Origin of the sequence: Arthrobacter sulfonylureivorans (assembly GCF_047607445.1) — a bacterium.
Taxonomy (GTDB): Bacteria; Actinomycetota; Actinomycetes; order Actinomycetales; family Micrococcaceae; genus Crystallibacter; species Crystallibacter sulfonylureivorans_A.
Map to the genome: position 1 here is coordinate 1 of NZ_JBLKRT010000007.1, position 26,921 is coordinate 26,921.

Here is a 26,921-nt window from a genome sequence, read left to right on the forward strand (position 1 = left end):
CCGTCGCCAGCGCCTCGCCCGGGGCCTACGCTTTCGCCGATGCCGAAGTCATCACCGTCGTCGTCGCCGGTGCCGGGCCCGGACCGCGGGCCAGATCCTGCCTCAGGAAGCAAGGCCACCGCTGACCCGAAGGATTCCTTGCGGCCGTCCGTTGGCAGTACCACCCGCCCACATCCGGAGCCTGCGCCTGTTCCCCCGCAGCGCACGGCTGCCCCAGGGTCCGGCCTGCAGGAGGATACCGTCAGTCGTCGCCCGGGCGCGGAGCGACCGGGGCAGGGATCTCGTTGGACATATCCCACTCCAACGTCCAGCCCAGATCATCGAAAAGATGGCTCAACAGAATCGCGGTAAAGCCCCAGACCACCACTCCGTGGACCAGGAAAGCCGGGCTGCGGAACATCTGGTCACCCCGCCGGAGCACCGACATGCGACGGTTGGCAGGGTCGAGCAGGTCCGCGACCGGTACCCGGAAAACCTGTGCGGACTCGGCGAAATCCACCACCGCCACCGGCGAGGGAGAAGCCCACCAGGCCAGAACGGGCGTGACCAGGAAGTTGCTGACCGACAGCGGGATGTCCGGCAGGACTCCAAGAACCTCGACCCCGGTGGCGTCCAGCCCGGTCTCTTCCACGGCTTCACGCACTGCGGCGGCGACCGGGCCGTCGTCGTCGGGATCAATGGAGCCGCCCGGAAAAGCCACCTGCCCTGGGTGCGAGCTAAGGTTGGCGGCGCGCTCCACGAAGAGCACATCAAGGTCATCCGGCACGGCGGAATCATGGAAGTGGGCCGGCGCATCGTCCAGCGCACCGAAGAGCAGGAGCACCGCTGCCGGCCGGACAGCTTCCGGATCCAGGGCGGCGTTATACCAGCGCTCGCGTTCACGGACGGAAAGCCGCTGTTCCATCGGCAGCTCCATCAACCGCTGCAGATCCTTTTTGGCGCTCATTGTCAGGCTCCCAGCGGGTAACCTGCGGCGCGAAGCTCCTGGCGGGTCTCACCGGCCATCATCCGGGCCAGAAGTTCCTCACGTCCCGGCGCCAATTCGTACTTCAGCAGTTTCCGGGCCTTCTCCGGATCGACTTCACCTTCGCCGTAGGACGGGCACCATTGGGCCACCGGGCAGGCGCCGCAGGCCGGCTTGCGGGCGTGGCACACGCGGCGGCCGTGGAAAACCACATGGTGCGAAAGCATGGTCCAGTCCTTGGGTTCGAACAGTTCCGCAACGTCGAACTCCACTTTGACGGCGTCGGTGGAATCGGTCCAGCCGAAACGGCGCGACAGCCTGAGGAAGTGCGTGTCCACGGTGATCCCCGGAATGCCGAAGGCATTGCCGAGCACCACATTGGCGGTCTTGCGTCCGACGCCGGCGAGCTTGACCAGGTCTTCGAGGTTGCCCGGGACCTCGCCGTCGAATTCGTCGACGACCTGGCCGGCCATTTTGAGCAGGCTCTGGCTTTTGGCCCGGAAGAATCCGGTGGGTTTGATCAGCTCCTGCAGTTCCGCCTCATCTGCCTCGGCGAGCGCGCGGGCATCCGGGTAGCGTGCGAAGAGCACCGGCGTGGTCATGTTGACCCGGACGTCGGTGGTCTGCGCGGAGAGGATGGTTGCCACCAGCAGCTCGAAAGGATTGCGGAAATCAAGCTCGGCCACCGCGTAGGGGTAGTGTTCGGCGAGCTCCTTGTTGATCCGACGGGCCCGGCGTTTTCGTGCCAGCAGGGATTCTTCGGTCTTGCGCCGGCGGGTGGCCGGCGCCTTGTCAGGCACGCTCAATGTTCGTCAGGTCCCTCAAGACGCCCACGCGCCCGTCCGTGTGCTGAACCAGGAATTCGTCCCCCCGGTCCTGCAGCGCGAGGATCCACGAGCCGGGTTCGACGGTGAACATGACCTGGCCGGTGTTCTCGTCCAAGACCGGGCGGGTGCGTCCAACGGCGAACCAGAAGGCTTCGTACTCCTCCTCGGCTTCGTCATAGGCATCGCGCGTCGCGCTAATCGGAGACGACGCCGAGGCAGCCTTGGCAGGGCCGCGGTCAGCACCGTTCGCTGCGACGGAGGGCATCGCCGCGGTCGCCGCTTCCGGGACGGCGTCGGCACGAGTCGCGCCGGTTCGGGCTGTTGCTTCGCCAGCGGCAGCCGCGCCCGTTGGGGCTGCGGTTGGCTCGGCAGCAGCGGCAGTCTCGCCGGTCTCGGCTGGCTCGGCAGCGGCAGCCGCCCCGCCGAGCGCTCCGCCGGCAGGTACCGCCGTCTCCTGCGGTTCACCGGCCCGGGCCTGTGCCGCCGTGTCGCCGCGATCCTGGGTATCGGCGGCGCCAGCGCCGGCTGTCCCCGGAACCCGCTGGCCAGCGCCGGACGGTTCAGGGCTCCCCACCACCGTATTGGCGGAGTACCCCACGTCGCGGGCTACACCGTCGGCGGCGAGGGTAGCTGCCCGCGTGGTTGCCGATGCGCTCGAGTCTTCCGTCACCGGGATGCCGACGGCCTCGCCGTCTGCGGCACCGGGCGCGACGGAGTCGTCGGCTTCGAGGTCCGAGGCCTGCTGCACTCCGACCGGGGTGGCCGCGGTCTCCCGCCCAGCGGCATGGGTCGAGGCACCGGTGGCAGTTTCCCGCTCTTGAGTCGCTTGCGCTGCTGCGGCAGCACCCGCAAAGCCGGCTGCCCCGTTGCCGGATGGCGCGGCAAACTGGCCGGTGGCCGGCTGTTGCGCGCTGCCTTGGTCCCAGCCAGCTGCAGCCGGGGCTGTGGATCGGTGGGCACCGGTTGCACCGCCAGGGACCGCCTGATCGTGGGTGGCAGGCAGTCTACCTTCCGTGCCGTACGGTGCGCCGGGACGCTGGACGCCAGGCTTCGCTGCCTTCGGCCTGGGGGCGGCAGGAACGGCGTCCCGCGCCACCGGGTGGGCCGGCGTCTCGGGACGGCCCGCGAAATCTGCGGCCAGCTGCGGGATCCACCGTCCGCAGACGGTCCCGGCGAAGAGGACCAGCGCGCCGATGAATCCAATGACTCCGCTGACGCTGTACACGGTGACGATGGTCAGGAAGTAGAAGGCCAAGGCAAGTGAGGCCACCACGGAGGCGAATTGATCAACCGAGAGGGAGCCGATCCGCAGCGGCGTTTGCGGTGCCAGGCGGCGCACCACAAAGAGCACCAGTACCACCGCCGGCAGCAGGATGCCCAGTGCCAGTTGGAACAGCCCGGCCGAATTCCACAAGTTCACCCCGATGCCGCGGATCACTTCGAGAGGCAACACCGAGGAAAGGAACAGCAGAACGACGCCGGCGCCCACCACCAGGTCTCGCACGGTGAAGGGGCCGGCCACCGCGGTTCCTGCCGTGGCGTGGGTCTGGGAGCTCTGTGACATCGTCGTTCCTCCGGGTCGTTGCGGTTGCAGAGCGGGCCAGGCCCGCGTGCAACGTTCTGGCGCTGGTCTCAGCGTAGTCAAGGAACCTACCCTTCACTAGCCGGTTCACCGCCGTCGAACGCACTGGCTTGTGCCGTTCAGCGCAGATTCAAGACCTTTTGCATCGAGCTTTGTGACGGCCGACACTGCGGAAGGCGCACAAAGGATTAGGCTGAAAAGCAGCAGATGCGCCCGGCCAACCGAAGCGGGTGCACGCCAACGACCGCAGCAAAACGAAGGGGCCTTCTTATGTCTGAAGCCAACGGAACGCAAACTTCCACCGCCGCCGGCGACGCCTTGGAGAACCTGCTCCAAGAGAACCGCAAGTTTGCGCCGAGCGCTGAATTCGCGGCGGCAGCGGTGGCCAAACCGGGTGTCTACGCGGAAGCCGAGGCAGACCGGCCAGCGTTCTGGGCCCAGCAGGCCCGCGAGGTCCTGTCCTGGGACAAGGACTTCAGCCAGGCCCTGGACTGGTCCGAGGCACCCTTCGCCAAATGGTTTGTCGGCGGCGAACTGAACGCTGCCTACAACGCGCTGGACCGGCACGTGGAAAACGGTCTGGGCGACCGGGTGGCGATCCATTTCGAGGGCGAACCCGGCGACACCCGCAGCTACACGTACGCGCAGCTGACCGAAGAGGTAAAGAAGGCCGCCAACGCGTTCGAATCCCTCGGCGTGGCCAAGGGCGACCGGGTGGCCGTCTACCTGCCGATGATCCCGGAAGCGGTGATCACCATGCTGGCCTGCGCGCGGATCGGCGCCGTGCACTCGGTGGTCTTCGGCGGATTCTCCGCCGATGCCCTGCGGTCCCGGATTGACGACGCCGAGGCGAAACTGGTGGTTACCGCCGACGGCACCTGGCGCCGCGGCAAGCCCTCCCCGCTCAAGCCGGCCGTGGACGAGGCTCTGTCCGCCCCCGGACACACCGTGTCCAACGTCGTGGTGGTCAAGCGCAACGGCGAGCCGGTGGACTGGCACGAGGGCCGCGACCAGTGGTGGGCGGACACTGTGGAGACCGCCTCCGCGGAACACAGCCCGGTGCCGCACGACTCCGAGCACCCGCTGTTCATCCTCTACACCTCCGGCACCACCGGAAAGCCGAAGGGCATCCTGCACACCACCGGCGGCTACCTCACCCAGTGCGCCTACACCCACAAGGTGGTCTTCGACCTGCAACCGGAAACCGACGTGTTCTGGTGCACCGCGGACATCGGCTGGGTCACCGGCCACTCCTACGTCACCTACGCCCCGCTGATCAACGGCGCCACCCAGGTCATGTACGAGGGCACCCCCGATTCGCCGCACCAGGGCCGCTGGTGGGAGATCGTGGAAAAGTACAAGGTTTCCATCCTGTACACCGCGCCGACCGCGATCCGTACCATGATGAAGTGGGGCGAGGACATCCCGGCCAAGTTCGACCTGTCGTCCATCCGTGTCCTCGGCTCCGTGGGCGAGCCCATCAATCCGGAGGCCTGGATGTGGTACCGCCGCGTCATCGGCGGCGACAAGGCTCCGATCGTGGACACCTGGTGGCAGACCGAGACCGGCGCACACATGATCGCGCCGCTGCCCGGCGTCACCGCCACCAAGCCCGGCTCTGCGCAGGTCGCCGTGCCCGGCATCGCCGTGGACGTGGTGGACGAACTCGGCGCCTCCGTCCCGGACGGGCACGGCGGCTACCTGGTGGTCCGCGAGCCGTGGCCGGCCATGCTGCGCGGCATCTGGGGCGACCCGGAACGGTTCAAGGAAACCTACTGGTCCCGGTTCGAGAACATGTACTTTGCCGGCGACGGCGCCAAGAAGGACGACGACGGCGACATCTGGCTGCTCGGCCGGGTGGACGACGTCATGAACGTCTCCGGGCACCGGCTCTCCACCACCGAGATCGAATCCGCGCTCGTGTCCCACCCGGCGGTCGCCGAAGCCGCCGTGGTCGGCGCCAAGGACGAAACCACCGGCGAAGCCGTTGTCGCCTTCGTGATTTTGAGGGGCAACGCGGCCGAAGACCCGGACATCGTCGCCACGCTGCGCGCACACGTGGGCAAGGAGATCGGCCCGATCGCCAAACCGCGCACCATCCTGGTGGTACCGGAACTGCCCAAGACCCGCTCCGGCAAGATCATGCGCAGGCTGCTCAAGGACGTCGCCGAAGGACGCGAAGTCGGCGACGCCACCACCCTGGCCGACAACACCGTGATGCAGCAGATCGCCGCCTCGCTGAAGGGCTGACGCCGAGCAACAACCCACATGCCGGAGGCGGCCGCTGCCAGTGATGGCGGGCGCCTCCGGCATATGGACGGAGACAGCAGCGTGGGATCGCGCGCAACAGAAAATCTCGCCGGCATCACGATTGAGGCATAGTAAAGGCATGACTGCAGACACCCCCACATCCCGCCGCGTCCTGGTACTCAACGGCCCGAACCTGAACCTGCTCGGCACCCGCGAGCCCCAGGTGTACGGCACGGCCACCCTGGCGGATGTGGAGAAACTGGCCGCTGAGGCCGCGACGGCGCGTGGCTGGACCGCCGAGTGCTTCCAGTCCAACCATGAAGGCGCGCTGATCGATGCGGTCCATGCTGCCCGGGAAACGGCCGATGCGATCATCATCAATCCGGGCGGCTACAGCCACACCTCCGTGGCCCTCCGCGATGCTCTCTCCGGTGTGGCGCTGCCGGTAGTGGAAGTGCACATCACCAACATCCACAAACGCGAACAGTTCCGCCACCACTCCTACATTTCCGGCGTTGCCGACGCGGTAATCGCAGGTGCTGGCATCACCGGCTACCGGCTGGCAGTCGAATACCTCGCCGAAGTCCTGTAGCGGGACAACAAGCGGGATAGCGCGTGGAGGCGGCTGACTGGTACCGGAACTTCGGATTGTATGAGGCCGCGGGCCAATCCGAGACCTACGTCGAGTGGACCCTGGGCATCAGCCAAGACCCCGAGGTCCTGGACTTGATCAACGCCCTCCCGCCGGCGAAACGCCAGCCCAATCTGGTCCTTGCCGCAGCCCGCTCGCTCGGCGTCGGCACGCCCGACTACGCCGGCTTCCGCAGGTTCCTGCTGTCCCATTGGGATGCGGTCCGTGCCGTGGCACTGGCCCGCTCCACCCAGACCAACGAGCCTGGCCGCTGCGCCGTCCTCCTGCCGTCCCTCGCCGCCATCGCCACGGCCGAGGCGAAGCCGCTGGCTTTGATCGAAGTGGGCGCCTCGGCAGGTCTGGTGCTCTATCCGGACCGCTACCGGTATCAGTACGACGGCGGAGCGATCCTCGCGCCACAGACCGCCCCTTCCGCGGGGGCCGGGTTGCGAAACAGCGGTGGCCCGCGGGCTGACGGAACCGCGCCGGAGCCTCCCGTCCTGGCCTGCGCAACCTCGGGCAACCCTCCGTTGCCGACGTCGCTGCCGGGCGTCAGCTGGCGCGCCGGAATCGATTTGAATCCCTTGGACGTGACAGTCGCCGGTGACGTTGCCTGGCTGGAGGCTTTGATCTGGCCCGGCCAGGAGTCCCGTGTCCTCCGGTTGCACCGGGCCGTCGAGGTGGCCCGGCGCGATCCGCCTCGCCTGGTGGCCGGCGACCTGAACCAACTGCTTCCCGAACTCGTCTCCCAAGCACCCCAGGAAGCGGTCGTCGTCGTGCTCCACTCAGCGGTGCTGGCTTACCTGCCGGAGCCTGACCGACTGCGGTTCCGCACCATGATTGACGGGCTCATCCGGGACCGGGGCGTGCATTGGTTGGCGAATGAAGGCCCGGGCGTGATGCCGATGCCTATTGGCAGCTCCGGCGTCCCGGGTCTGGATGACCGGACGCAGCGGGGCCGCTTCCTGCTCTCCCACAACGGTCGGCCGGTGGCCGTCACCGGTCCGCATGGCCAGTTCCTGGACTGGTTCCCGCCGAAAAGCGCTTAGCGGGTCACGCACTGGCCGGCGGAGATGGTCTCCTGGTAGCCGGATGCCGCATCCACCACCGGCTGGACCTCCGCCAGCGTCAGCGCGTAGCCCACCGGCACGTTCTGCGTGGACTTGGCGAACACCACACCGGCGACGTTGCCGTCGGCGTCCAGCAGCGGTCCGCCGGAGTTGCCTTGCTTCACGTCCGCGGCCAGGGTGTACACCTCAAGCGAGGACGGGTCCGCACCGTAGATATTCTGCACCAGCACCTGGGAACGGCCCTGGACGGTGGCCGGGTTGCTCTGGAACGGTCCACCGGCGGGGTAGCCCTGGAAGGCGGCAAAGTCGCCGTCGGACAGTTCTCCACCCAAGGGCAGCGGCCGCACGTTCAAGCCGTCCACGGCCAGTACGGCCAGGTCACGCACAGCGTCAAAGAACACCACTCGTCCCGGCAGCACCCGTCCGTCCGGGATCTCCACCACCGGTTCATTGACGCCGGCCACTACGTGCGCGTTGGTCAGCACACGGTCCTGCGCCACGGCAAAGCCCGACCCCGTCTGGTTCTGTCCGCACTGGAAGGCCGTGCCGGCAATCCGCAGCACCGATGCTGACGCTTGGTTCAGCGCCGCGGTGTCCGTGCTGGTGTCGGGAACCTGCGCCGGTTCGGCCGGTGCCTGCGGGTCCAGCACCATCGGGATGCCATCCGCCACCACGACGGAACGCACTTGGGCAGCCCAGGCCTTCACCGGATTCGGGGTCAGGTGGTCGATGGCGGCGATCACCTTGGAAGAAGCAATCTGCTGGGAAACGAAAGGCACACCCATGGTGCCCAAGCTGAACGCCAGCATGGAGACCACCAGCGCCGTCACGGCAAGGTTCATCGCCCCGCCCAGCAAACGGTCCACCGGCCGCAGCGGGGGGAAGTCCATCCGCCGCCTGATGCCGGCGCCGATCCCCGATCCGAGGGCATGGCCCAGCACCACCAACAACACCGCCACGGCGATGGTTGCAGAGAGCCGCCATCCACTGTCGGGCACCCACTGGCTGACCAGCGGAATCGCGAAGAACGCCGCAACGGCTCCGGCCACGATGCCCACGATGCCGCCGAGCGTGACCACAAACCCCTTGCGCAGGCCGGAAACCAGGTAGGACAAGAGGATCAGAAGGAGGACGATGTCCAAGATGGTCAGGCCGAAAATCACACATTCTCCGTAGCGGTCGGATGTGCACTAGTCTAAGCCGTCCACCTGTGGGAATTATTCAGGCAGCCCGGCCGTTGACCACTCCGGTAGATGCTGCGCGGCCCATCACGCCGCCGGTTTTCCCGTCCTCTGGGAGCGAAAAGCCTTGTGGAAGATGTCACAAACGCTTTACATACGGCAAAATAGTAGCCAGTGCCCCCACGGGAGAGCAGCCTGACACACGCCGAACAGTACTAAATTGGAGAATTCATGGACGTAGAGATCCTTCGCCGCGCACCTCTTTTTGCCACCCTTGACGACGACGTGTTTGCAGCGCTGACCGACGAGTTGACCGAGGTCGACCTGTCCCGCGGCGCTTCGGTGTTCCGCGAAGGTGACCAGGGCGACCAGCTCTATTTCATCGTCTCCGGCAAGATCAAGCTGGGGCGCACCGCCAACGACGGCCGCGAAAACCTGGTAGCCATCCTCGGCCCGGGCGAGCTTTTCGGCGAGATGGCCCTGTTCGACCCGAGCCCGCGCAGCACTTCCGCAACCGCTGTCTCCGAAACCCGCCTGGCCGGGCTGAAGAACGAGAACCTCCGCGGCCTGCTGGAAACCCGTCCCGAGGTTTCGGCGCAGCTGCTGCAGGCCTTGGCCCGCCGCCTCCGCCGCACCAACGATTCGCTGGCCGACTTGGTCTTCTCCGACGTCCCGGGCCGCGTTGCCAAGGCCCTGCTGGATCTGGCCGACCGCTTCGGCCGCCCGGCTACGGACGGCATCCTGGTGGCGCACGAGCTGACCCAGGAAGAGCTGGCCCAACTGGTGGGCGCTTCCCGTGAAACGGTGAACAAGGCGCTGGCCGAGTTCGTCCAGCGCGGCTGGCTGCGCCTGGAAGCACGCGCCGTGGTCATCCTGGACATCCAGCGTCTGCGTCAGCGTTCTCGCTGATTCTCCACTGAAAAAGTACGACGGCGGGGGCTCACCGGTTGGTGGGCCCCCGCCGTCGTACGTGGATGGCTGTAGTGATTGCGCGGGATGGCTGTGATGATTTCGCGCTCAGCGCCCCCGCTGGACGGCCCCGCCTTCGGCAGCGGCGCTGGCCACCACCTGCAGCATCGGCACACCGTCCACCAGCACCAGCTCCGGATGGTAGCTGCGCTGCGGGCGCTTGTGGGATAGGTAGGCGATGCAGCCGCGGGCCGACGCGATCTTCTCCACGGTGATCTCCACCGCCGGCGACGTCACTTCACTGAAGGTGAGTCCCCGCGTGTCCGGCTGGTCCACCGCATCGCCCAGCGCGGTGGTTTCCCGCCCCGCCATCAGCTCCTGCGCGGGCAGCCAAGCAGCCCAGACGCCCTTGCTCTCCAACAGGGATGGCCTTTGCGTGGCTGGCTGGGCGGCGGCGAAGTAGCGCGTGTCGAACCGGCGGTGGGCGAAGTCCGGGCTCAGCCAGTGGGACAGAGGCTTGAGCAAATCAGTGCGCACGCCCAGCCCGCGCCGGGCAAGGGCCTCGGCGAAGGTTTTCTCCTGCCCGGCGACCGCCTCGCGGGTGCGCATCCAGTCCGCGCCGGAGGTGGATTCCGGCAGGCTGGACTCGTCCGGGCCGGCCAGCAGCACGCCGGTTTCCTCGAACAGTTCGCGGATCGCAGCCATCACATGGGCCTGGGCAATGCGATGGTCGTTGATCCCCATGCTTTCAGCCCATTTGGCCGGCGACGGCCCGAACCAGGTGACAGGCTCGCCGTCGGCATCATCCAGGCTGCCGCCGGGAAACGCCACCGTGCCCAGAGGAGAGGAGCCAGACCGGTAGCCGAGGTAGGTTTCGGTACCGGCCGGCCCGTCCCTGACCAGGACCACGGAGGACGCCAGGCGCGGCTTCCGCGGCGTGCGTTCCCCGTGCTCGAACCAGCTGTGGGCGGCGCCCAGCTGGTCAGGAGGCAACGGGAACAGCCGCTGCTCCTCCCGAAGCGGACTAGCTGAATTCGGCAATCAGCTCTACCTCAACCGGCGAATCCAACGGCAGCACGGCCACCCCGACGGCGGAGCGCGCGTGGGCGCCGGCGTCGCCAAGGACCTGTCCCAGCAGTTCGGACGCTCCGTTGATCACGCCCGGCTGGCCAGTGAAGGAAGGATCGGAGGCAACAAAACCGACGACTTTGACGATCCGGGTGATCCGGTCCAAGTCGCCGATCACGCTCTTGACGGCTGCCAGCGCATTCACCGCGGCCGTCGCTGCCAGCGTCTTGGCCTCGTCGGCGCTGACCAGGCCGGCGCCCTCGCCCACCTTGCCCACGGCCGGCAGTTCGCCCTGCACAAACGGCAGCTGCCCGGAGGTGTAGACGTAGTTTCCGCTGACTACCGCCGGGACGTAGGCGGCCACCGGAGCTGCGGCCTCCGGCACAGACAGGCCCAGGCCGGCGAGCCGTTCTTCGACGGCGGACATCCGGGCTTCGGTCGTTTCGCTCATGGCTACTGCTTCTCCCGCTTCAAGTAGGCAACCGGGTTGGTCCCGTTCGGGCCCGGGATGACCTGGACGAGCTCCCAGCCGTCGTCGCCCCACTGATCAAGAATCTGCTTGGTAGCGTGGATAATGAGCGGAATTGTCGCGTATTCCCATTTGGTCATGAGTCAAAGCCTAGCGCTTGCTTGTAAAGTGGACCCCATGCCCGCTCGCAAATCACCCTTCTTCGACACTGCGACCACCCTAGGCAAGATTGTTGGCTTCCTGGGTATCAGTGCGCTCTGCGGCGTCCTGGCAGCAGGCCTGCTGGTTCCGGCCGCTGCCGTAGCCGGTGTCGGAGCAACGTCATCGATCGAGTACTTCGACCAGCTGCCGGACGAACTGCAGACGCAGCCGCTGTCCCAGCCGTCGCGGATCCTCTCCGCCGACGGCAAGCTGATCGCGACGTTCTATGCCGAAAACCGTGTGCCGGTCAGCCTGGACAAGGTTTCCCAGCATATGCAGGACGCCATCACCTCCATCGAGGACGTGCGCTTCTACGAGCACAACGGCGTGGACCCGCAGGGCATCATGCGTGCCGCGGTGACCAACTTGGCGGGCGGCGACCTGCAGGGCGCCTCGACGTTGACCATGCAGTACGTGAACAACGTGCTGATCGACGCCGGCGCTTCAGCGGGCAAGGGCGCCGACGAGCTCACCATCAGCGGCACCAAGGACATCGGCGACAAGCTCCGCGAAGCGAAGCTGGCCATCGCCGTCGAAAAGGAATTCAGCAAGGAAGAGATCCTGCAGGGCTACCTGAACATTGTGTTGTTCAGCGGCCAGGTATACGGGATCGAAGCTGCCGCCAAGACATTCTTCGGCGTTTCCGCCGCGAAGCTCACCATTCCGCAGTCCGCCATGCTGGCCGGAATGGTGCAGTCGCCCAACTACTTCAACCCGGTGAACAACCCGGAGGCCACGCTGGAACGGCGCAACACCGTGCTGGCCGCCATGCTCAACGCGGGCAAGATCACCAAGGCCGAATACGACGAAGCCGTCGCCACCGACTTGGACCTGAACCTCAAGCCGGTGCGTTCCGGCTGCGTAGCGGCCAACTTCGCCGACTACTTCTGCAGCTACGTCCAGCACGCGATCATGCAGTCGGACGCCTTCGGAGCGGATGCTACCGAGCGTGCCAAGCTACTGGCCCGCGGCGGCCTGACCATTAAGACCACGCTGGACTCCCGCCTGCAGAAGGAAGCCCAGAAGCAGATCGAGCAGGAAGTCCCGCAGGGCGATAAGTCCGGCGTCGGTTCCTCCATGGTTTCGGTGGAGCCGGGCACCGGCAAGATCCTGATGATGGCTCAGAACACCAAATACAGCCCGGAAGATGGCGCAGCCAACACGGAGCTGAACTACAACGTGGACGCCGACATGGGCGGCGGCAACGGCTGGCAGCCCGGCTCCACCATGAAGCCCTACACCACCATCGCCTGGCTGGAAGCGGGCAAGGCGCTGAACGCGTCGGTAGATGCACGCCGCACCACGTACCCGGCACAGTACAACTGGCAGGCCAGCTGCCTCCCGCCGGACGCCTGGTTCAGCGAGTGGGACTTCAAGAACGCGCTGCCCGGCTACGAGCGCACGATGACCGCCAGCCAGGGCCTAACCTGGTCGATCAACTCCGCCACCGCTGCGATGGCCGCGCAGTTGGATCTGTGCGACATCCAGGACGCGGCAACCCGGCTCGGCGTGCGCACGGCCACGGACAAGGAACCGATCAGCATCGAGCATCCGTCCTTCATCATCGGTACGACCAACGTTTCCCCGATGACGATGGCCGCCTCGTTTGCCGCCTTTGCCAACGGCGGCGTGTACTGCAAGCCGATCGCGCTGGCCTCCGTCACGGACGCCGCGGGCAACAAGTACAAGGTCCCGAAGAAGTCCTGTGATCGGGCCATTTCCGAAGACGTCGCCGCTGCCATCAGTGTCCCGCTTGAGAACCTGGTCAATCTGCGGCTTGGCGGAATCCACCCGATCGGTGTTCCCGCCGCGGCAAAGACCGGCACCACGGACAAGTCCGAGTACACCTGGACCGTGGGTTACACCAAGGGCATCTCCACCGCTTCCTGGGTGGGCAACCCGCACGCGTACAAGTCGATCAACAACCTCTCGATCAACGGCGTCACCCGCAGCTATGTTGACGGCGCCACCATCGCCGGCGGGCAGTGGACCGACTACATGGAGAAGGTCGCCGGTTTGTACAAGACCGGAGGCTTCGGATCAGCCCCCAGCAGCATGCTGTATCCGCCGCAGCCGAAGAAGATCGAGACCGACGACAACAAGGACTCGGATTCCGGCAATAGCGGCGACAATGATTCAGGCGACTCCGACAACGACTCCGGTGGCTCGGACAACGGCAACGGGGGCGGCTCTGACAACGGCGGCGGCAATGGCAACCGCAACGGGAACGACGACTGACCGTGGACGCTGAAGCGCTGCGAGCACGGCTCCGCACCGCAGGCAAGCTGGCCCTTGGGGCTGCTGCCGCGGGCGGGGCCGCGTTCGTTTACGGCTCGGCCATCGAGCGCAACCTCTTCGGGCTGCGCGAAGAATCGCTGCCCATCCTGCCTGCTGGGCAGCGTCCGCTGAAGATTCTGCATTTGTCCGACATCCACATGGCGCCCGGACAGTTGCTCAAGCAGAAGTGGCTGCCGCGGTTAGTGGCGCTGGAACCTGATTTGGTGGTCAACACCGGCGACAACCTCAGCCACCGCCAGGCCGTGAAACCCCTGCTGGACTCGCTGGCTGGGCTGATGGACGTGCCTGGTGTTTTCGTTCCGGGTTCCAACGACTACTACGCCCCGGTGCTAAAGAACCCGTTCTCCTATCTCACCGGACCGTCGAAACAGCCCAAGGATTACGGTTCACGGGAGCTGCCGTGGCGCGAAATGCACGCCGCCTTCGGCACCGCCGGCTGGATTGATTTGACCAACCGGAACCAGTCGATCGTGGTGGGCCGAGTCCGTTTGGACTTCACCGGAGTGGACGATCCGCACCTGCAGCGGGACCGGTACGTCGGTTTTCCCAACGGATCCAGCTCCGCGGACAGCGCCGCCCACCTACGCATCGGCGTTGCCCACGCACCGTACCAGCGCGTGCTGGATCAGTTCACCGCCGGCGGCGCCGACCTGATCCTGGCGGGACATACGCACGGAGGCCAAGTGTGCATTCCCGGCTACGGAGCCTTGATCACCAATTGCGATCTGCCGACCTGGCGCGCACGGGGCCTGACCTACTGGGAGCACCAAGGACGCAGCGTGCCGCTGAACGTCTCGGCAGGTCTGGGAACATCCCGGCTGGCTCCGATCCGCTTCGCCTGCCGCCCGGAGGCGGTATTGCTGACGCTAACACCGACTCCATCCGCCGGTGAGGTCACGCCCCCGGGTCTCCGGCTCGGCTGAGTTCGCAGCGCTGGTTGCGCCGCTGCCCCTCCCCTGAGGCCATCCCAAGCCGGCCAGAAGCGGCTTCTTTCGGGGGCTGGACCCTGCACGACGTTCCGCAACTTTAACGTCCCGGATCATTCAATGCGATGGGGTGGGATGTGGGTTTGCCAGTAGGTGTTGCGCAGGGGTTGGCGGTCGGGGTCGATGTAGTCGGGCGGGGTGAACCAGGGGATGCCGTCGCGGACGGTGATGGTCCAGTTGCCTTGTTCGATCAGGTCGTGGTGGAGGCCGCAGAGGCAGACGCCGTTGTTGACTTCGGTGCGGCCGCCGGCCCACCAGGGCACGATGTGGTGCGCTTCGGTCCAGAACGCGGGCATGGTGCAGCCCGGGAAGGCGCAGCCTTTGTCCCGGATGAGCAGTGCCCGGCGGATCGCGCGGTTGAAGAACCGTTGTGACCGACCCAAATCCAGGACTTCGCCCTTGGAGCCGAGGATCGCGGGGATGATCTCGGCGTCGCAGGCCATCCGGCGCACGGTTTTGGCCGAGACCGGGCCGTTGAATACCGCGTTGCCGCCGCCGGTGAGCAGTCCGGCGAGTTGTTCGTAGCCGGCGGTGACCATGACCTGGGTGCGGTGCCCGCCGGAGTCCGGGAGCCGGCCGGTGTTCAGCGCGATCCGGCACGCACCGACCAGCCCGGCCAGCAGCTTCTGCGCCCGGGTGAAGTCATCGAGTCCTTCCAAGACGGCCGGATCAACCCCGCCGTTAGCTGACTCTGCCTCCGCAAGATCGCCACCCGCCTCTGGCACGGGCGTGGACGAGGCGGAGCCCGTCTCGATACGGCCGGCGTCTTGACTATCGGCCACCGCAATACCGGTCCCGTCATCCGTGGGTCCAGCGTCCCCGGTGTTGCCGATGCTGCCGGTGTCGGGGGTTCCGCGTCCGTGCAGGCCGGCGTCGGTGGCCCCGCTCTCGCGCGGGGTGGTTCCGGTGCGGGCCGGGGTGTTGGCGGTTTCGATGGCGCCGGATTGGATGCGCGGGTTTGCGGCGCTGTTCATCACGGTGGCGAGGGCTTCGTATTGGTCGTCGGTGGTGTTGATGACGAACTGGTGCAGTCCGCGCCGGCGTCCACGGTAGAACATGCCCTGCCGGGCCCGCAGTTCCTCCTCCGAGGGCTCGGCGCCGTCCTGGTCGACCGCTGTTTCCCAGGTTTTGGCGACCATCGCCAGCGTGTCCGTGTCGGTCTCGGCGGCCTGCCGGGCCAGCGACGCTTCCATCGCTTCCAGCGTCCCGGGGTCGGGAGCGGCGTGGCCGGCCCGGGCGATGGAATCGGTGACCAGGGCCGCGGCGTGACCGCTGATTTCGCCGGCGGCCATCGCTTCGGCCAGCACGGGCAGGGCCGGGGTGCCGGGTTCGCCGTCGAACCTCACCGGCGCGGTCACCGCTTTGCCGACCCGCATCCGGCGGCGGGCTTCGATGATGCTGATCCCCAGCCTCGAGCGCAGGTACTCGGCGTTGTTCCGGAACTCGGTCTTCCGCCGCCGCTGCTGTTTCTGACCCGCGCCGCCCGGCCCCGCCGGCTCAAGGCCTACGGGGTGGTCCGAAGCGTCGCCAGCACTAATCGCCGCGGCCGGGTCCGCCCACCCCGCTGCACCGGCGGCATCCTGTGCGTCTGCAAAGGTACCGGTGGTGGCTGCGGTTTCCCCGTTCGCGGCGATGTCCGCACGCTCCACCGCATAGGCGCCGGCGGCCTGCAGGAACTCCACAACCTTAGAAACGTCGTCGACAGCCGCTACCGTGTTAGCCAACTCACGGGTGCTCAGCGCCCCTGACCCGGCGGTGAAACAGTCGGCGATATCCTGCAGCATCGCACGCACCGCGAAGAGGGATTCCTCCATCTCTCCGGTCCGGTCCAACGGTGCAAGCGCCATACCACAATTTTATTCGTAGACACATTCGACCCGCCATCGAAACAACCCAATGTGTAGGGATAGTGAGATCCCACAGCGTAGAAGACAAGCGGAAGGCGATGGGGAGCGGGCGGTAGGCGGCGGCAGCAGGTGGCAGCAGGCACACCCAAACGGCAAACGGCTAGCGGCAGGCGATAGAGAGCCGGGGCGCAAACGGCGGGGGCAGGCGATTGGGAGCTTGCGGTAGGCAGCGTCGCGTGCGCAGATGGCAGGGCAGCAGGCGGCGGCAGGCACACCCAAACGGCAAGCGACTAGCGCCAGACGGAGGAACCGTGCGCCTTACGCACCCCGGTTTATTCGGGTGCGACAGCCGTCTCCTTGCTTGCGGCCCGCCACTTGGCCCAGCCGTAGAAGTGCAGCAGCGCATTCAGCACCGTGAAAGCCAGCCCTTCCGACAGCCAGACGGGGTTGTCAAAGCCCATCGAGCCCCGGCCCACGACCACATTGCCCAGCCCCATGAGCGCCAGGGCGATTCCGAGCCACCACGCCTCAACCACCCCGCGCGCCAGACCGAAGTACAACAGCATGGTGAGTGCGTTGACCAGCAGCGTGTGCACGATTGCCGCAACGTCCGTCATGTGCACGACCATCATCGGCACGACCTCGATGCCGTAGAACACCAGAACCAGCGCCACGAACACGGCCGCCGCTATGCCGTCCCGGCGTGTGACGGCATGCACCGGCGGCCGCCCGTCCGCCGCCCGTTTGCGCCACCGCCACCAGCCGTAGGCGACGATGGCAGGCAGCAGCAGGACGCCGAAACTGAATCCACCGCCCGCCACCATCAGGACCATGGACAGGACAGGTTCGATCAGCAGCACCAGCCAGCCTGCCCGTTTCCGCAGTGCCAGCAGCAGCACCGCCAGCATCCTCAAAAGCGGGAAAAGCACCCAGAAGGCAGCCGTCTCCAGGCTGCTGAAAGCTTCGGCCAGATCCATGCACTCCCCCTGATGAACGGTTTCGGCAAGACTAGCAATCACGGCACACGGAATGTGCGATCCCGTGGCCCATTCCAGGTGACCGCTGCCTCGCACTGCTCGCTAGGATGGTTGACGCGGTACATCAAGCACGCCGCGTGACGAAACCCCTGGCCATGAATCGACGAAATGACTGAGCTATCCCTCTGGCGCTCCATCGCCAGGCTCAAGGACTATGTCCGGCCCATCCTGCCCCGCCTGATGCTGGGATTCTTGAGCGCCCTCGGTGCCAGCCTCGTGGCTTTGGCCATCCCGCAGGTGCTCCGCGGTCTCGTTGACACCATCCACACCGGTGGCAGTCCCTCTGAAGTCTGGGGCCCCGCCGGCGTCATTGCCGCGCTGGGATTGGCCGAAGCGGGCTTGGTGTACCTGCGGCGGGTTTTCGCCATCGCGCCGGCCACGGATGTTGAGATGGGCATGCGCACCCGGCTCTACAAGCATGTGCAGCACCTGCCGGCCGCCTTCCACGACCGGTGGGGGTCGGGCCAACTGCTGTCCCGGGCCATGGCCGATCTTGGCCTGATCCGCCGCTGGCTGGCGTTCGGATCGATGATGCTGGTGGTCTCCTTCGTGACGGTAGCCGTGGGTCTGGCGTTGATGTTCGCGCTGAACCAACTGCTCGGGCTCATCTTCCTGGTTGCTGCCGTGCCGCTTGTCTGGCAAGGCTTCCGCTTCCGCACCTCATTTGGTGCCTCCTCGCGGCTCAGCCAGGACCAGGCCGGCGACCTGGCCACCACCGTGGAGGAATCGGTGCACGGCATCCGCGTGCTCAAGGCCTTTGGCCGGGGCAAATACGCGCTGGACAACTTCCACGGGCAGGCGGAAGAACTGCGCCAAACCGAACTGGCCAAGGCCCGCACGCTGTCCAAGTTCCTGGCCACGGTTGTTTCGCTGCCGGACCTGGTGCTGGGCGCCGCCCTGGTCATCGGCATCATTCAAGTAGCCGGCGGACACATGAGCGTGGGCGAGTTGGTTGCCTTCTTTGCCACCGCTGCGGTGGTGGCCGGGCCGGTGGAAGCCATCGGGTCCCTGATGGGCATGACGCTGACGGCCAAGACGGCGCTGGACCGGCATTTCGATGTGATGGACACGGAAAACACCATCACGGATCCGGAAGACCCTCAGCCGGCGGGCCCGGTCCGCGGAGACCTGCGCCTGAACGGCGTCGTCTTTCGGTATCCGGACGCCGCGCCGGACACGTCGCCGGTACTGGACGGCGTGGACCTGCACGTGCGCCCCGGCGAAACCATGGCGCTGGTGGGCGTGACCGGCTCCGGCAAAAGCACGCTGCTGCAACTGGTCCCCCGGCTGTACGACGTTTCCGCCGGGGCCGTGCTGCTGGACGGGACGGACATCCGCCGCTTCCCGCTCACCGACCTGCGCAGCCACGTGTCGGTGGCCTTCGAAGACTCCACGCTGTTCTCCACCTCGGTCCGGGAGAACGTGCTGCTGGGTGCCCGGCCCGGTGACGACAATCCTGAGGGGGTAATGGCCCGCGCGCTGGAGGTGGCGCAGGCCCAGTTCGCCTACGATCTGCCGCAGGGCGTGGAGACCAAGATCGGCGAGGAAGGCCTGAGCCTCTCCGGCGGGCAGCGGCAGCGGATCGCGCTGGCCCGGGCCATCGCGGCCCGGCCGGCGGTGCTGGTCCTGGACGACCCGCTGTCCGCCCTGGATGTGCGGACCGAAGAGGCGGTGACGCAGCGACTGCGCCAAGAACTGCAGGGCACAACCACCCTGATTGTGGCCCACCGGCCTTCAACCGTGGCGCTGGCGGACCGCGTGGCCTTGCTGCAGGACGGCCGCATAGCCGCCGTCGGCAGCCACTCCGAGCTGCTGCGGACCAACGAACACTACCGCTACGTGATCGCCTCGCTGGCTGTGGCCGCCGAGCCCTCCGTCGAAGACGTCCTGGACGCGTAAGGAATCCCGATGAGTTCCATGACCGGGGTCGCCGGCGAAGACAACATCAACCTGGACAAGGCCGACCGCAAAGCCGTCCGCCGGCGCTCGCTGCGTCTGTTGGGCGAACTGGTCTCCCCGCACAAGTGGCTGTTCGCCCTGTCGGTGGTGCTGGTGGTGGTCAGCAATGCCGCCCGCGCGGCCGGGCCGGTGCTGGTGGCCTTCGGCATCAATAATGCCCTGCCCGCCCTGACCGGCGGGGATGCTGCCCCGCTGGTACTGGTCGGCGCAGCCTACGCGGCCATCGCTATTGCCGGCGGCTCGCTGTTGGCCGCCTACACCTACGTGACCGCCCGGCTCAGCCAGGCCATGCTGTTGGCGCTGCGCGTCCGGGTGTTCCGGCACACCCAGCGGTTGAGTTTGGAGTTCCACGAGACCTACACGTCCGGCCGGATCATCTCCCGGCAGACCTCGGACCTAGAGGCGCTGCGGGAGCTGCTGGACAACGGCGTCACCCAGCTGACCTCCGGGGTGATGTTCATGGTCTTCACCGCCATCAGCATCGTGGGACTGGACTGGAAGAGCGGATTGATCATCCTGGTCGCCGCCGTTCCCATCGCCTTCGTCACCCGGTGGTACCAGAAGGGTTCGGAGCTGGCCAACCGTGCGTCCCGCGTGGTCTCGGCCCGGCTGATCGTGCACTTCGTGGAGACGATGACCGGTATCCGCGCGGTCAAGGCCTTCCGCCGCGAGCGGGACAACGCCGCCCGGTTCGATGAACTGGCCGGCGACTACCGCCGCGCCACGCTTCGGAACATCAGGTATTTCGGCGTGCTCCAGCCGGCGTTGAACGGCATCGGGAATCTCACGGTCGCTGCGGTGCTGCTGATCGGCGGCTTCCGCGTGCTGGACGGCGACCTTGCCATCGGCACGCTGGTGGCGGTGCTGCTGGCTACCAAACAGGTTTTCCGCCCCACCGAGCAGATCGCCATGTTCTACAGCTCGTTCCAGTCCGCCTCGTCGGCACTGGAAAAGGTCTCCGGGCTGCTGGAGGAAGAACCCACGGTGGTTCCCCCGGCCAGCCCTGTCCCGCTCGGGAACGCCCGGGGCGCCATCCAATTCCGCAACGCGGTTTTCGGTTACGGCGACGGACGGGTGGTGCTGCCGCACCTGAATCTGGATATCCCCGCCGGCCAGACCGTCGCCGTCGTCGGGCAGACCGGAGCCGGCAAGTCCACGGTCGCCAAACTCATCGCCCGCTTCTATGACCTGACCTCGGGATCCCTCACCCTGGACGGGGTCGAGCTGCGGCAGCTGTCCAATGAGGACCTGCGCCGCGCCGTCGTGATGGTCACGCAGGAGGCGTTCCTGTTCAGCGGCAGCGTCGCGGAGAACATCGCCCTGGGCAACCCGGAGGCCAGCCGCGGGCAGATCGAAGATGCCGCCCGGGCGGTCGGCGCACACGAGTTCATCCTGTCCCTGCCGGAAGGCTATGACACCGACGTCAACAAGCGCGGCGGCCGCGTTTCGGCCGGGCAGCGGCAACTGGTCTCCTTCGCCAGGGCCTTCCTGGCGGATCCCGCCGTGTTGATCCTGGATGAGGCCACCGCCTCACTGGACGTTCCGAGCGAGCGCCAGGTCCAGGAAGGCCTGCAGACATTGCTCGGCAACCGCACCGCGCTGATCATCGCGCACCGGCTGTCCACGGTGGAGATTGCCGATCGCGTGCTGGTGGTCCATGACGGCCAGGTGGTGGAGGACGGGTCCCCCGCGGAGCTGATCGCCGGCAGCGGCCGATTCGCACAGCTGCACGCCGCGTGGAAGGATTCGCTGATCTGATCCGGGCAGGCAGCCGGACGCCGATTTCTCGTTTCGGACCTGTCTCCGCTATCCTTGAACAGTTGCTTTCGCGGTCATTATGACGACGGCGGGGCACCGGTATCGGGGTGTGGCGCAGCTTGGTAGCGCGCGTCGTTCGGGACGACGAGGTCGCAGGTTCAAATCCTGTCACCCCGACCATAGAGAAGAACTCCCGCTGCTCATCCGAGCAGCGGGAGTTCTTGCTTTTCCGCTCCCGCGCCGAGTTTGTACCGCCGGGAAGTTGTGAACCCGCCCCTAAAGCGGGAAGTATGGACCCATGGCTTCACAGCAGCGCTCGGCGCTCATCGTAGGGGCCGGAATCGCCGGGCTCGCCACTGCGCGGGCTTTGCAGCGAACCGGCTGGAAAGTCCATGTGGTCGAACGCTCCGGAACGCTGCAGCCGATGGGCACCGGACTCACCATCTGGGCCAACGGAACGCGCGCCCTGGACCGCCTCGGCCTGCTCGCTGCCTTCCAGGATGCCTCGCTTCCGGTCGGCGGCAGCTCCCATGACCAGTTCGGCAACGTGCTCGCCAGCTTCAGCAGCGATGACATGCGCCACCGGTACGGCCACCCGCTGCGGGCGATCCACCGCTCGGACCTCACCACGCTGCTGAACGACTCGCTGTATGTGAACACCGTCCATCTGGGCCTGCAGGCCGTGAAGTTCCGCCGCGATGCGCATGGCGGAACGGTCACGCTGAACAACGGCGGCAGCATGCACGCCGACCTGGTGATCGGCGCCGACGGCCTGCGCTCGCTGGTCCGCCACGATCTGGTGGGCGACGGCGCCCCGCGTTCCTCCGGGATCACGGCGATGCGTGCGGTCTGCCCCATCGGCGACCTTGATCCGAACTGGCTCCCGTGGGGCGAATCGTGGGGCAACGGAGAGGTCTTCGGCATGGTGCCGCTGCCCGGCGGGCAGATCTACTGGTATGCCACCATGCCGAACACAGCGTTGGCGCAGAACGGGGACGTCCTGTGGCGCACGCTGGCCCTGCAGCGCTTCGAACATTGGCACCCGGCCGTCCGGGCCGTCATCCTCGCCACCAAGAGCCAGGACATCATGGCCCACGAGCTCTTCGATCGGAAGCCGGTCCGGGCCTGGTCCGGCAACCATGCCACCTTGGTGGGCGACGCCGCGCATCCCATGTTGCCGTTCCTCGGCCAGGGCGCGGGCCAGGCGCTCGAGGACGCCGTCGCGCTGGCCGATGCGCTGGCCGCGGATTGGAACATCACCACAGCCCTGCGCAGCTACGAACGGGTGCGTGCCCCGCATACCGCCAAGGTCGTCGGCAAATCGCGCAAGATGGCGGCGATGGCCCGGCAACAGAAGCCGTGGAAGCAGAAACTCCAGCGGTCGCTGATCAGCGCGATGCCGCAGTCACTGTTGCACCGGCAGTTGGATGACGTGATCGGCCGCGCCGAGGGCTGAGTCGGCCTGTCGTTTGAACGGGGCGCCCGGCAGCAGCCCGGGCCATTGACTGAAGGCCGCGCCCGTACTGGAATAGAGGTAACTCCGTCCCCCAGGGGTGCAGATGTTCCTCGCAGAGTTCGCGCAGCTGGCCATGGCCACCGTGGTGCTGGCGGCTGTGGTTTCGGTGACCTCGTACACGGTCGAACGCGGCCTGCGCCGCTCCCCCGACGCGGACACGGCATTCTGGTACTGCTTTTCCGGGCTCTGCTGCGCCTTGACCGTGGTGCTCGCCGCCGCGGTGCTCTTCCCGGCGGCCGTGCCGCTCTGGCTGCTGCTGGCCGCCGGCTGCGCGGCCCCCGCCGCCTGGCGGATTACCCGCCGGGCAGCCGCTGCCGTCCGCTACCAGGACACCCGCGGCTGGCATGAGGCCGCCGCCCGCCACGATGCCATCCGCGTCCGCTGGCTGGCGTATGAACTGGATCCGGCGCTGGCCATCGATTACCCGGACATGTCGGACGTATCGCGGCCACACACTGCGGCCATGCTCCGGGCCATGAAACACGCGGACGCGCTGCGCTCCCTGGGTCCTGACGACGGCGGGGCCAGCGCCTATCCCACGGCCGTCGCCGAAGCTGCTGCCCGCCTCACGGAGGCCGAACGCGCCGCCGGCCGCTATCCGGAAGCCGGCCCACCAACCGGCCGGACTTTCCTTCCGGTCAGGCGAACGTCCGGCCAGTGAGCCGCTCGTAGGCTTCCACGTAGCGGGCCCGGGTCTTCTGCACGATCTCCTCGGGCAGCGCCGGCGGCGGGGTGTCCGACGTCCTGTCCCAGCCGGAGGCCGGCGAGGTCAGCCAGTCGCGCACGAACTGCTTGTCGAAGGATGGCTGCGCCTTGCCGGGTTCGTATGTTTCCGCGTCCCAGAACCGGGAGGAGTCAGGGGTCAGCACCTCGTCGCCCAGCGTGATGTTCCCCGTCGTCGGATCGATCCCGAACTCCACCTTGGTGTCCGCCAGGATGATTCCGCGTCCGCGGGCAATCTCCTCGGCGCGGGTGTAAATCTTCAGGGTCAGCTCACGCAGCCGGCCGGCGGTCTCCGCTCCCACGGTCTGGACCACGACGTCGTAAGTGATGTTCTCGTCGTGCTCGCCCACCTCGGCTTTGGCCGACGGGGTGAAGATGGCAGGCTCCAGCCGGGAGCCGTCCACCAGGCCGGCGGGCAGCGGAAGCTCGCACACGGTCTGGCTGTGCCGGTATTCCTCAAGACCGGAGCCGGTCAGGTAGCCACGGGCAATGCATTCCACCGGGAACATGTCCAGTTTCTTGCAGATCATCGCGCGGCCGGCCACGGCTTCGGGCACATCCGTGGACACCACGTGGTGGGCCACCGGGCTGTCGCCTGCCGAGAGCTGTTCGAACCACCAGAGGCTCAGCTGCGTGAGGATCCGGCCTTTGTCTGGAATCTCGCTGGACAGCACGTGGTCGAAGGCGCTGATCCGGTCGCTTGCCACCACCAGGACGGTGTCGTTGCGCTGGTCCAGCAGGCCTTCGGCGGCAATGTCCTCGCTGGGGGTCTCCACCTGCTGGGACACGGCCGGGACGTACAGGTCGCGGACCTTCCCGGAGTAGACATGCTTCCAGCCGGGCAGTTCCAGCACGTCGGGGGCGAATGCCATGGCGATCCTCAGTCTCTCTGTGCTTCGGCCTGGGGCAGGGCGTGCGTCGCCGGCACGGTGATGGCGTCCTGGGCAGCCAGCAGGGCGATGTCGCTACGGAACTGCGACCCCTCGAGCCCGATGGTGCCGATGCCTTCGTACGCCCGTTCGCGGGCTTCCACCAGATCTTCGCCCAAGGCGACGACGGCGAGCACCCGCCCACCGGCGCTGGTCACCTTGCCGTTCTCGTCCAGCGCCGTTCCGGCGTGGATCACATGCACGTCCTCCAGGGCGTTGGCCTTCTTCAGCCCGCGGATCCGGTCGCCGGTGCGCGGCGTTCCCGGGTAATTTTCCGAGGCCAGCACCACCGCCACCGCCGACCGTTTGGACCACACCAACTGTTCGGCGTCGTCCAGTTCCCCCTTGGCCGCGGCCAGCAGCAGTCCGCCCAGCGGCGTGCGCAGCCGGGCCAGCACGGCTTGGGTTTCCGGGTCGCCGAAGCGGGCGTTGAACTCGATCACGCGCACGCCACGCCGGGTGACAGCCAGGCCGCAGAACAGCACGCCGACGAACGGTGTGCCGCGGTTGGCCATCTCGCGGATCGTCGGCAGCGCCACGCGGTCCATGACTTCATCGACGAATCCGGGCGGCAGCCAGGACAGCGGAGTGTAGGCGCCCATGCCGCCGGTGTTCGGGCCTTCGTCGCCGTCGAAAATCCGCTTGAAGTCCTGCGCGGGCACCAGCGGGATGGCGCGTTCGCCGTCGGAAATCACAAACAAGGAGACTTCCGGGCCGTCCAGGAATTCCTCGATCACCACGGAGCCGCCGGCGTCGAAGCACGCTTGGGCGTGGGCCAGGGCGGCGTCGCGGTCCCCGGTCACCACCACGCCCTTGCCGGCAGCCAGTCCGTCGTCCTTGACCACGTACGGTGCGCCGAACGCGTCGAGCGCCTCGGCTGCTTCGCTGGCATTGGTGGCCACATGTGCCATGGCGGTGGGCACGTTCGCCGCGGCCATGACCTGCTTGGCAAAGGCCTTGGAGCCCTCCAGCCGGGCGGCTTCCTTGCTGGGGCCGAACACCGGGATCCCGGCCGCGCGCAGCGGGTCCGCCACTCCGGCGGCCAGCGGTGCCTCCGGGCCCACCACCACCAGGTCGGATTCCAGCCGCTGGGCCAGCGCGGTGACCGCTGCCGGGTCGCTGGCGTCCACCGGGTAGGTGGGGACGATCTGCGCGATGCCGGCGTTGCCCGGAGCGGCGTGGACTTCGGTCACAAACGGATCGGCCAACAGGGAACGGATTATTGCGTGCTCGCGGCCACCGGGGCCGATCACAAGTACCTTCACAAAGAACTAGCCTACTTGGCGCGGGGCGGAGCCTCGAAGTTGTTGCGCCGGACCTAAACTAAGTCCATGCCCGAGACATTCAAAGCTGCGGACGCCGTGGAACTGGCGGTCGTTGAACGCAACGGTTTCATCGAATCCCGCCACTTGGGCTCCGCCGTCGTGATGGCCGCGGACGGCACCGTGGTGACCGAACTCGGCGACATCACCGCCCCGATCTTCCCGCGCTCCGCGCTCAAGCCCTTCCAGGCCTTGGCCGCGATGCAATCCGGCGTCCCGCTTCGCGGCGACCAGGTGGCCCTGGCCTGTGCCAGCCACGTGGGATCGCTGGAGCATATGGACGTGGTGGAAGGCATGCTCAAGGCCGCCGGCCTGACCGACGCGGATCTGCGCTGCCCGCAGGCCTGGCCGCAGGACGAACAGGCGCGCGGCTGGCTGGTCCGCACCGAACGCGGACAGCAGCGGCTGGCTTTCAACTGTTCCGGCAAGCACGCCGCCTTCCTGTGGGCCTGCACGGAGAACGGCTGGAACACCCGCAGCTACCTGGAGCCGAACCACCCGATCCAGCGCCGGGTCATGGAAGTACTCGAGGAGTACGCCGAAGAGAAAATCGAGCACATCGCGGTCGACGGGTGCGGCGCCCCGGCCCCGGCGCTGTCCCTGACCGGCCTCGCCCGCGCCGTCGGCAAGCTCACCAAAGCCCCGGCGGACAAGAACGCCGATGCCCGGGCGGCCACCATCGCCACCGCCATGCTGGACTACCCCTGGGCGGTCCACGGCCGCGGCCAGGAGAACACCGTGGTGATGGAGGAACTGGAGATCATCGCCAAGTCCGGCGCCGAAGGCGTGATGGTGATGGGGACGCAGACCGGGGTTTCGGTAGCGGTGAAGATCCTGGACGGCAGTTCCCGCGCCGGCTCGCTGATCGCGCTGACCCTGCTGGCAGCCTGTGACGCCATCGACGTGGACAAGGTCGGACCGGTGCTGGAGGAAGTGGTCAAGCCGGTGCTCGGCGGCGGCCAGCCTGTCGGCCGGCTCCGGCTGGCCCCGCCCATGGTTGCCCTGCTGGACTGAGCCGGAGAACCAACCATGGGAGTACGACGCCGGATCGCGGCGGCAGAGGGCAATGCCGCCTTGGCTGAGTGGCGGGCGGGGGCCACCGACCGAAAGACCACTGCCACGGCGGTGCGGTACGCGTTGGAAGAACTCTCCGAGCGCGCTCCCGGCAACAGCGTGGAAGTGCGGGTGCCGCCGTTCGGCGTCGCCCAGTGCATCGAAGGCCCGCGGCACACCCGCGGCACTCCCCCGAACGTGGTGGAAACCGATCCCGCCACCTGGCTGGCCCTGGTGACGGGGGCTCTAGGCTGGGACAGCGCCGTCGCCGAGGGCAAGGTGGCTGCCTCCGGCCTGCGGGCCGAACTGGCGGATAGGCTGCCGCTCTTCGCCCGGTAGGC

23 protein-coding genes and 1 tRNA gene are annotated in these 26,921 nt (G+C 67.2%); 13 read left to right on the forward strand and 11 right to left on the reverse strand.

All coding sequences use genetic code 11. The features are described 5' to 3' along the window. Nucleotides 1-241 precede the first annotated feature (241 nt). The 3 genes from ACMX2H_RS04765 to ACMX2H_RS04775 are packed head-to-tail and all read right to left on the reverse strand — an operon-like array spanning nt 242 to nt 3,355. Nucleotides 242-946 carry an NUDIX hydrolase gene (locus ACMX2H_RS04765; protein ID WP_414959237.1) on the reverse strand — a complete coding sequence of 235 codons (705 nt, stop codon included), beginning with the start codon at nt 944-946 and terminating at the stop codon, nt 242-244. 2 nt (nt 947-948) lie between these two features. Next, nucleotides 949-1,764: an endonuclease III gene (gene nth, locus ACMX2H_RS04770; RefSeq protein WP_414959239.1), complete on the reverse strand. Its 816-nt coding sequence runs from the start codon at nt 1,762-1,764 to the stop codon at nt 949-951. Then, nucleotides 1,757-3,355, reverse strand: a complete 1,599-nt coding sequence (locus tag ACMX2H_RS04775; RefSeq protein WP_414959241.1) for a hypothetical protein — start codon at nt 3,353-3,355, stop codon at nt 1,757-1,759. Before ACMX2H_RS04775 ends, nth begins: the two co-directional genes overlap by 8 nt. Before the next feature lie 288 nt (nt 3,356-3,643). Here ACMX2H_RS04775 and acs point away from each other — a divergent pair, with 288 nt between their 5' ends. The 3 genes from acs (at nt 3,644) to ACMX2H_RS04790 (ending at nt 7,303) form a co-directional block, all read left to right on the forward strand. After that, a complete protein-coding gene (gene acs / locus ACMX2H_RS04780; protein ID WP_414959242.1) occupies nt 3,644-5,623 on the forward strand; it encodes an acetate--CoA ligase in 1,980 nt (659 codons plus the stop codon). A gap of 139 nt (nt 5,624-5,762) precedes the next feature. After that, nucleotides 5,763-6,215, forward strand: coding sequence for a type II 3-dehydroquinate dehydratase (gene aroQ / locus ACMX2H_RS04785; protein WP_414959243.1), 453 nt, complete (start codon nt 5,763-5,765; stop codon nt 6,213-6,215). A 23-nt stretch (nt 6,216-6,238) separates the two neighbouring features. Then, nucleotides 6,239-7,303 (forward strand): DUF2332 domain-containing protein, encoded by a 1,065-nt coding sequence (locus ACMX2H_RS04790; protein WP_414959245.1) that lies wholly within the window; start codon nt 6,239-6,241, stop codon nt 7,301-7,303. Here the strand turns inward: ACMX2H_RS04790 and ACMX2H_RS04795 are convergent. Next, nucleotides 7,300-8,484 (reverse strand): MarP family serine protease, encoded by a 1,185-nt coding sequence (locus ACMX2H_RS04795; RefSeq protein ID WP_414959402.1) that lies wholly within the window; start codon nt 8,482-8,484, stop codon nt 7,300-7,302. The genes ACMX2H_RS04790 and ACMX2H_RS04795 overlap by 4 nt on opposite strands. Before the next feature lie 252 nt (nt 8,485-8,736). On the opposite strand from ACMX2H_RS04795, the gene ACMX2H_RS04800 reads away from it, so the two are divergent. Then, nucleotides 8,737-9,414 carry a Crp/Fnr family transcriptional regulator gene (locus ACMX2H_RS04800; protein WP_127512919.1) on the forward strand — a complete coding sequence of 226 codons (678 nt, stop codon included), beginning with the start codon at nt 8,737-8,739 and terminating at the stop codon, nt 9,412-9,414. A 108-nt stretch (nt 9,415-9,522) separates the two neighbouring features. Here ACMX2H_RS04800 and ACMX2H_RS04805 read toward each other — a convergent pair whose 3' ends face one another. Genes ACMX2H_RS04805 through ACMX2H_RS04815 form a run of 3 tightly spaced genes read right to left on the reverse strand, consistent with a single transcriptional unit; the run spans nt 9,523 to nt 11,091 of the window. Further along, nucleotides 9,523-10,455 (reverse strand): NUDIX hydrolase, encoded by a 933-nt coding sequence (locus tag ACMX2H_RS04805; protein ID WP_414959247.1) that lies wholly within the window; start codon nt 10,453-10,455, stop codon nt 9,523-9,525. Further along, nucleotides 10,439-10,933 carry a RidA family protein gene (locus tag ACMX2H_RS04810; protein WP_414959248.1) on the reverse strand — a complete coding sequence of 165 codons (495 nt, stop codon included), beginning with the start codon at nt 10,931-10,933 and terminating at the stop codon, nt 10,439-10,441. Before ACMX2H_RS04810 ends, ACMX2H_RS04805 begins: the two co-directional genes overlap by 17 nt. Before the next feature lie 2 nt (nt 10,934-10,935). Then, nucleotides 10,936-11,091 (reverse strand): DUF4177 domain-containing protein, encoded by a 156-nt coding sequence (locus ACMX2H_RS04815; protein ID WP_136785798.1) that lies wholly within the window; start codon nt 11,089-11,091, stop codon nt 10,936-10,938. 37 nt (nt 11,092-11,128) lie between these two features. Between ACMX2H_RS04815 and ACMX2H_RS04820 the strand changes: the two genes are divergently transcribed. Next, nucleotides 11,129-13,390 carry a transglycosylase domain-containing protein gene (locus ACMX2H_RS04820; RefSeq protein ID WP_414959250.1) on the forward strand — a complete coding sequence of 754 codons (2,262 nt, stop codon included), beginning with the start codon at nt 11,129-11,131 and terminating at the stop codon, nt 13,388-13,390. 2 nt (nt 13,391-13,392) lie between these two features. Continuing rightward, a complete protein-coding gene (locus ACMX2H_RS04825) occupies nt 13,393-14,373 on the forward strand; it encodes a metallophosphoesterase (protein ID WP_414959251.1) in 981 nt (326 codons plus the stop codon). 116 nt (nt 14,374-14,489) lie between these two features. On the opposite strand, the gene ACMX2H_RS04830 is transcribed toward ACMX2H_RS04825, so the two are convergent. After that, nucleotides 14,490-16,283 (reverse strand): HNH endonuclease signature motif containing protein, encoded by a 1,794-nt coding sequence (locus ACMX2H_RS04830; RefSeq protein ID WP_414959252.1) that lies wholly within the window; start codon nt 16,281-16,283, stop codon nt 14,490-14,492. Between the two features lie 332 nt (nt 16,284-16,615). Beyond that, nucleotides 16,616-17,260: a nicotinamide mononucleotide transporter gene (locus ACMX2H_RS04835; RefSeq protein WP_414959253.1), complete on the reverse strand. Its 645-nt coding sequence runs from the start codon at nt 17,258-17,260 to the stop codon at nt 16,616-16,618. A 168-nt stretch (nt 17,261-17,428) separates the two neighbouring features. Here ACMX2H_RS04835 and ACMX2H_RS04840 point away from each other — a divergent pair, with 168 nt between their 5' ends. From ACMX2H_RS04840 to ACMX2H_RS04860, 5 genes are all read left to right on the forward strand, one after another. After that, nucleotides 17,429-19,219 (forward strand): ABC transporter ATP-binding protein, encoded by a 1,791-nt coding sequence (locus ACMX2H_RS04840; protein ID WP_414959254.1) that lies wholly within the window; start codon nt 17,429-17,431, stop codon nt 19,217-19,219. 9 nt (nt 19,220-19,228) lie between these two features. After that, a complete protein-coding gene (locus ACMX2H_RS04845) occupies nt 19,229-21,037 on the forward strand; it encodes an ABC transporter ATP-binding protein (protein ID WP_414959255.1) in 1,809 nt (602 codons plus the stop codon). 103 nt (nt 21,038-21,140) lie between these two features. Then, nucleotides 21,141-21,217: transfer RNA gene (locus tag ACMX2H_RS04850), tRNA-Pro, on the forward strand. A 118-nt stretch (nt 21,218-21,335) separates the two neighbouring features. Beyond that, nucleotides 21,336-22,493, forward strand: a complete 1,158-nt coding sequence (locus ACMX2H_RS04855) for an FAD-dependent oxidoreductase (protein WP_414959257.1) — start codon at nt 21,336-21,338, stop codon at nt 22,491-22,493. Between the two features lie 103 nt (nt 22,494-22,596). Next, the gene (locus tag ACMX2H_RS04860; protein ID WP_414959258.1) at nt 22,597-23,214 is read left to right on the forward strand and encodes a hypothetical protein; all 618 of its coding nucleotides are present in this window, start codon (nt 22,597-22,599) and stop codon (nt 23,212-23,214) included. On the opposite strand, the gene ACMX2H_RS04865 is transcribed toward ACMX2H_RS04860, so the two are convergent. Further along, entirely contained in the window at nt 23,192-24,148 is a 957-nt protein-coding gene (locus ACMX2H_RS04865) for a phosphoribosylaminoimidazolesuccinocarboxamide synthase (protein WP_414959260.1), read from the reverse strand. The two genes, ACMX2H_RS04860 and ACMX2H_RS04865, sit on opposite strands and share 23 nt — an antisense overlap. Nucleotides 24,149-24,156: 8 nt before the next feature. After that, nucleotides 24,157-25,470: a phosphoribosylamine--glycine ligase gene (purD, locus tag ACMX2H_RS04870; protein ID WP_414959262.1), complete on the reverse strand. Its 1,314-nt coding sequence runs from the start codon at nt 25,468-25,470 to the stop codon at nt 24,157-24,159. Between the two features lie 66 nt (nt 25,471-25,536). Here purD and ACMX2H_RS04875 point away from each other — a divergent pair, with 66 nt between their 5' ends. Both ACMX2H_RS04875 and ACMX2H_RS04880 read left to right on the forward strand, forming a co-directional pair. Continuing rightward, the gene (locus ACMX2H_RS04875) at nt 25,537-26,541 is read left to right on the forward strand and encodes an asparaginase (protein WP_414959264.1); all 1,005 of its coding nucleotides are present in this window, start codon (nt 25,537-25,539) and stop codon (nt 26,539-26,541) included. A 15-nt stretch (nt 26,542-26,556) separates the two neighbouring features. Beyond that, nucleotides 26,557-26,919 (forward strand): sterol carrier family protein, encoded by a 363-nt coding sequence (locus ACMX2H_RS04880; RefSeq protein WP_414959265.1) that lies wholly within the window; start codon nt 26,557-26,559, stop codon nt 26,917-26,919. The last annotated feature ends 2 nt before the right edge of the window (nt 26,920-26,921 follow it).

Excerpts from the sequence above, each read along its gene's own strand:
- ACMX2H_RS04880 (WP_414959265.1), top strand. The coding sequence starts at position 26,557 with ATGGGAGTACGACGCCGGATCGCGGCGGCAGAGGGCAATGCCGCCTTG.
- aroQ (WP_414959243.1), top strand. The coding sequence starts at position 5,763 with ATGACTGCAGACACCCCCACATCCCGCCGCGTCCTGGTACTCAACGGC.
- ACMX2H_RS04875 (WP_414959264.1), top strand. The coding sequence starts at position 25,537 with ATGCCCGAGACATTCAAAGCTGCGGACGCCGTGGAACTGGCGGTCGTT.
- ACMX2H_RS04830 (WP_414959252.1), bottom strand. The coding sequence starts at position 16,283 with ATGGCGCTTGCACCGTTGGACCGGACCGGAGAGATGGAGGAATCCCTC.
- ACMX2H_RS04835 (WP_414959253.1), bottom strand. The coding sequence starts at position 17,260 with ATGGATCTGGCCGAAGCTTTCAGCAGCCTGGAGACGGCTGCCTTCTGG.
- ACMX2H_RS04815 (WP_136785798.1), bottom strand. The coding sequence starts at position 11,091 with ATGACCAAATGGGAATACGCGACAATTCCGCTCATTATCCACGCTACC.
- ACMX2H_RS04775 (WP_414959241.1), bottom strand. The coding sequence starts at position 3,355 with ATGTCACAGAGCTCCCAGACCCACGCCACGGCAGGAACCGCGGTGGCC.
- ACMX2H_RS04855 (WP_414959257.1), top strand. The coding sequence starts at position 21,336 with ATGGCTTCACAGCAGCGCTCGGCGCTCATCGTAGGGGCCGGAATCGCC.
- ACMX2H_RS04840 (WP_414959254.1), top strand. The coding sequence starts at position 17,429 with ATGACTGAGCTATCCCTCTGGCGCTCCATCGCCAGGCTCAAGGACTAT.
- ACMX2H_RS04860 (WP_414959258.1), top strand. The coding sequence starts at position 22,597 with ATGTTCCTCGCAGAGTTCGCGCAGCTGGCCATGGCCACCGTGGTGCTG.
- ACMX2H_RS04810 (WP_414959248.1), bottom strand. The coding sequence starts at position 10,933 with ATGAGCGAAACGACCGAAGCCCGGATGTCCGCCGTCGAAGAACGGCTC.
- ACMX2H_RS04845 (WP_414959255.1), top strand. The coding sequence starts at position 19,229 with ATGAGTTCCATGACCGGGGTCGCCGGCGAAGACAACATCAACCTGGAC.
- acs (WP_414959242.1), top strand. The coding sequence starts at position 3,644 with ATGTCTGAAGCCAACGGAACGCAAACTTCCACCGCCGCCGGCGACGCC.
- ACMX2H_RS04765 (WP_414959237.1), bottom strand. The coding sequence starts at position 946 with ATGAGCGCCAAAAAGGATCTGCAGCGGTTGATGGAGCTGCCGATGGAA.
- ACMX2H_RS04865 (WP_414959260.1), bottom strand. The coding sequence starts at position 24,148 with ATGGCATTCGCCCCCGACGTGCTGGAACTGCCCGGCTGGAAGCATGTC.
- ACMX2H_RS04800 (WP_127512919.1), top strand. The coding sequence starts at position 8,737 with ATGGACGTAGAGATCCTTCGCCGCGCACCTCTTTTTGCCACCCTTGAC.
- ACMX2H_RS04820 (WP_414959250.1), top strand. The coding sequence starts at position 11,129 with ATGCCCGCTCGCAAATCACCCTTCTTCGACACTGCGACCACCCTAGGC.